The sequence below is a fragment of the Nostoc sp. genome (genome assembly GCF_035638895.1).
Taxonomy (GTDB): domain Bacteria; phylum Cyanobacteriota; class Cyanobacteriia; order Cyanobacteriales; family Nostocaceae; genus Nostoc.
The window spans coordinates 1-4351 of record NZ_DASQZC010000604.1; the positions used below are offsets into that span (position 1 = coordinate 1).

General features: G+C 39.0%; 4 protein-coding genes. 1 reads left to right on the forward strand and 3 read right to left on the reverse strand.

The window, feature by feature from the left end; translation table 11 throughout:
* The coding region (locus VE944_RS29720; protein WP_324986006.1) for a phosphoribosyltransferase at nt 1-389 on the reverse strand (389 nt) is incomplete at its 3' end.
* A 77-nt stretch (nt 390-466) separates the two neighbouring features.
* Between VE944_RS29720 and VE944_RS29725 the strand changes: the two genes are divergently transcribed.
* Nucleotides 467-1918, forward strand: coding sequence for an MFS transporter (locus tag VE944_RS29725; RefSeq protein WP_324986009.1), 1452 nt, complete (start codon nt 467-469; stop codon nt 1916-1918).
* Nucleotides 1919-2430: 512 nt separating this feature from the next.
* On the opposite strand, the gene VE944_RS29730 is transcribed toward VE944_RS29725, so the two are convergent.
* Nucleotides 2431-3513: a toll/interleukin-1 receptor domain-containing protein gene (locus VE944_RS29730; protein WP_324986012.1), complete on the reverse strand. Its 1083-nt coding sequence runs from the start codon at nt 3511-3513 to the stop codon at nt 2431-2433.
* A gap of 110 nt (nt 3514-3623) precedes the next feature.
* On the reverse strand, nt 3624-4094 hold the full coding sequence (locus VE944_RS29735; protein WP_324986015.1) for a toll/interleukin-1 receptor domain-containing protein: 471 nt from the start codon (nt 4092-4094) through the stop codon (nt 3624-3626).
* Nucleotides 4095-4351 lie beyond the last annotated feature (257 nt).

Genomic DNA, 4351 nt, shown 5'->3' on the forward strand with positions numbered 1-4351 from the left:
GCTTTATACCAAAGAACGGCGGTGCGAATTTCCTCAATGGGGAAATCAGTATTTTGCTGGAGCCAAGGTATAGTCTGCTGGAGTGTGATGCCAGAGTCTACCAAATCATCTACTAAGAGAATGCGGGAACCTAACTTTTCGGCAGTCATCGTTAAGTGGCGAGAGAAAATTAAATTATTTCTTTCTTGCTTACCAGTGCCACTGTAAGATGAGGTTGCTAAAATTGCCAGTGGTTGTTGGTATATGCGGGAAAGAATATCTCCAACTCGTAGTCCTCCTCTGGCAAGACAGATAATCTGGTTAAATTCCCAACCGGATTCATAAATCTGAATAGCCAGTTGTTCAATTTTTTGGTGATAATCTGACCAAGAAACATAAAGGTCTGGCATAAGTCTAACGGGAGTGGTAGATAGCTAATATTGAAGGCGATTGCAGACTTTTTATTTTAGTATGAGTGCAAAGTTTTATGAATCATCCTACTACTGATGGCGATGCCCAACGAAATCCTCTTACTGAAAAACTCGACTTAAAAACCAAGCTGGCTTACGGTGCAGGGGATTTAGGGCCAGCAATTACTGCAAATATCTCTGTCTTTTATCTGCTGATTTTCTTTACCAATGTCGCTGGTATCCCTGCGGGTTTAGCTGGCACTATTTTGATGATTGGCAAAATCTGGGATGGGGTAAATGATCCGCTTGTCGGGTTCCTGACTGATAAAACGAAATCTCGCCGTTGGGGTCGTCGTCTTCCTTGGATGTTTTATGGAGCAATACCCTTTGGAATTTTATTCTTCTTGCAGTGGATTGTACCGCAATTTAGTGCAAATCAGAGTGAGAATATTTGGCCGCTGTTCTGGTATTACGTAGCGATTGGGATTCTATCTCAGTCCTTTTACACGGTTGTGAATTTGCCTTATACGGCGATGACTCCAGAACTAACTCAAGATTATGACGAACGCACCAGCCTTAACAGCTATCGCTTTACATTTTCCATTGGTGGCAGCATTCTGTCATTAATTTTAGCGCTAATTATTTTTATCAAAATTGCCGATCGCCAACAAGCATATCTCGTTTTAGCAGCAGTTTGTACTGTAATTTCGATTTTAGGATTATATTGGTGCGTTTTTGGAGTCCGCGATCGCATCTTGGCTTTTGAGGCTAAACGCATCCTAGCCGAGGAACCTGCATCTCTCCCCTTCCCCGAACAGCTAAAAATTGTCTTTAGCAACCGACCTTTTTTATTTGTTATTGGTATATATCTTTTTTCTTGGCTAGGTGTGCAGATTACAGCCAGCATTATTCCCTTTTTTGTAGTCAATTGTATGGCTCTTAAAGAATCAGATGTGCCCACAGTGCTGATTGCAGTCCAAGCAACTGCCCTGCTGATGCTATTTGTCTGGGGTGAGTTGAGTAAAAAAGTCGGGAAAAAAGTTGTTTATTTTCTGGGAATGAGTTTGTGGATAATAGCCGCCGCCGGACTATTTTTCTTACAGCCTGGTCAAATAGTTTTGATGTATGTGATGGCTGTCATGGCTGGTATTGGTGTCTCCACAGCTTATCTAATTCCCTGGTCGATGATTCCAGATGTGATTGAATTGGATGAACTGCAAACTGGACAACGCAGAGAAGGCATTTTTTATGGCTTTATGGTTTTGCTACAAAAATTTGGTTTAGCTTTCGGGCTGTTTTTGGTGGGAAATGCTTTGCAAATATCCGGTTTCAAAGAATCTGTAGCCGGAAGTCCATTACCTATCCAACCTGAATCTGCACTGTTTGCGATTCGTATTGCTGTTGGGCCTATACCTACAGTTTGTTTGCTTTGTGGCTTAGTTTTAACGTATTTTTACCCAATTACCCGCGAGATGCACGCAGAGATCATGCTAAAACTCAAAGAACGGCAAGAGAAGAGGGGGAGTTAAGGGAGTGGGGCAGGGGAGGCAGGGGGGCAGGGGGACAAGGTGAATTTTTATGCTTGTTCACGAGTATCAAAGACTCATTAATGGGGATCAAAGGCTCTACCAGATGAATGCCCAACGCCCAATGAGTAATCCCTTGTATTTGCGATCGCAAACTGACTTAACCTAAGTATATGCCTTTGACAGAGGTAAATTCAAACGCTCTGTTCTATACTTAACTAAAGAAAAAGTATCAGAGACAACTGAACTCACTCTTACCTACATTTGCATTGCCTTGTAAATTGGTTGGTCGCTGATTGTTACAAACCACGCAGGTTACAAGTTTGATTACAAATCCTCTTAAATAAACCATCAAAAGTTTTCTGTCTCCGCTTAAATAAAACACCTTTGCCTCATTTCCACTTTTGGAAATGAGGCAAATTTCTATGTAGTTATACACCCCACGGGTAATTTTATCGCCGGGGAGGTGGATAAAGTGTTAGTGAGTTCTGTAATGTATTGTGCCTATCTTAGTATTATTTATTACAAATTGAGTTACATTTGCGAACTTGCGCTTTCAATTTAATGTAAGGCGAATTTTTTGCAACCTTTGAGAAACGCTCTACTTTCAAGATAACTAGCTTTTCTCCTTTTTTAAGTTTAACGATTGTTTTTCCAGATAAAGATTTTTCCTTCATTAGATTAACTTCATATTTAACAGTTACGATTGTTCCTGGTGATGGAATTACAGGAGGGTTAATACGAGGTAATTCTTTACGATTTGATGGTTGAAGAACTAGTTTTTTTCCGACAAATAAGCTATCTGAGGTCTTATTAACCATACCTATCCATATCCAGCCAGTAGGATTAACTAATTTTCTTGAGTTTACAGTTGGTTTAGGTACTAATAAAGGAATCTCTAATATATTAAGCTTTTGATAAATGAAGCTTATAAATGTACCACCTACTACAAAGAAAATAACTAGTCTCACAGGGATGTTGCTGACTCTATTCCGGCGACGAGGCCTGGATGGTCTAAACAAGTAAGAAAAAATTACCGTTCCCACAGATATAAAAGCTTTTAGGACACACTTTGCAACATCTATTACGATTGCCCGAAGCAAACGCAGAACTTTTTTAATAAGGAATGTAGAATCAGTAAGTTCCTCGGCTACTTCTCGAATACCTGTAGCAATATTTGCAAAAGCTTTATCATAGGGTTTCCATTCAGTTATAGGTCTTCCACCCTCGGGTAAAACTTTGACTTTGGGAAATGCGACCTTCCAATAATTATCAACTGGACGAAGCAGAATAGTAATAACACGAGATGTTTTAGCTCTATGCTGTTTCATAGCTTGTTTCGCCAAAACATCCCAGTGATAATCTGAAGCAGTAAATTCTGAACTAATTAGCACCAAAATTATATCGGACTTCTTTAAATTTGTATCAATCTCACTTTCCCATTCCTTGCCTGGACTAATCATGCCTTTATGCCATTTGTTAATCACACCTTGCCGCTCCAAAGTGCTGAGGTGTTCCTCTAACTTTTGCCGCATCTTTTCATCTTGTGTAGAATCGGAGCAGCAATAAAAAACTTTGACAGCCTTGGTATTCGGCATTAGTTTCAGCACCTATTGGTATGAAATAATTATTATTTTTTCATACCATTTTTTGTTTAATTTTTTGATATTTTATTTAGTCTCAACTATGAAGTTTAAACAGTGAAATTTTACGATTTTACTGCCAACTCTTTTGCAACTAACCGGATACCTTCAGCGACACTTAAAAATGCCTTATTAGAATTTCCCCACTTTTTAACAGGTTTAGCGTCTTTGGGCAAGGCTTGAAGTCTTCCAAACGGTGCGCTCTTCCAATCAACAAAGTCAAGAATTACAGGGATAACTCTGGCTTCTTTGGCTTTATGCCTTTCCATTGCCCGTTTCACTTCAACATCCCAGCAATAATCTGAAGCGATAAAATTTGCACTTATAAGCAGCAAAATTATCTGAGATGAATCTAAGTGAGTGTCTATCTCATTCTGCCATTCTTTTCCTGCTCCAATTTTGCGATCATGCCATCCTGTAATCACTCCTTGCCGCCTTAAAAGAGTGAGGTGATTTTCTAGTTTGTCGCGAAGTTTTTCATCTTCATGAGCGTAAGAATAAAACACTTCAATAGCTTGATCAGGTTGCAATGACATAAGTTTCTTTATGGATCGAATCTCTGAAAGTAGGTTTAAATCTTTATTAAAGTTGTCTGCTAAAACTTGCAGCTTTTATTTGAAGTAAAAGGTATCACAAGATTGATTTGAATTTACAGAATAGTGCTATATAAGACTCTACCATATAGCACTACTAAAGTAATAGCACTTGTTCATCTATTCAAACTCTTTACCGACACTATTTTATCAGCTTCATCTACTGTTATTTGCGCCAACCCAAATTGTTCAATTACGGC

Excerpts from the sequence above, each read along its gene's own strand:
- VE944_RS29725 (WP_324986009.1), top strand. The coding sequence starts at position 467 with ATGAATCATCCTACTACTGATGGCGATGCCCAACGAAATCCTCTTACT.
- VE944_RS29730 (WP_324986012.1), bottom strand. The coding sequence starts at position 3,513 with ATGCCGAATACCAAGGCTGTCAAAGTTTTTTATTGCTGCTCCGATTCT.
- VE944_RS29735 (WP_324986015.1), bottom strand. The coding sequence starts at position 4,094 with ATGTCATTGCAACCTGATCAAGCTATTGAAGTGTTTTATTCTTACGCT.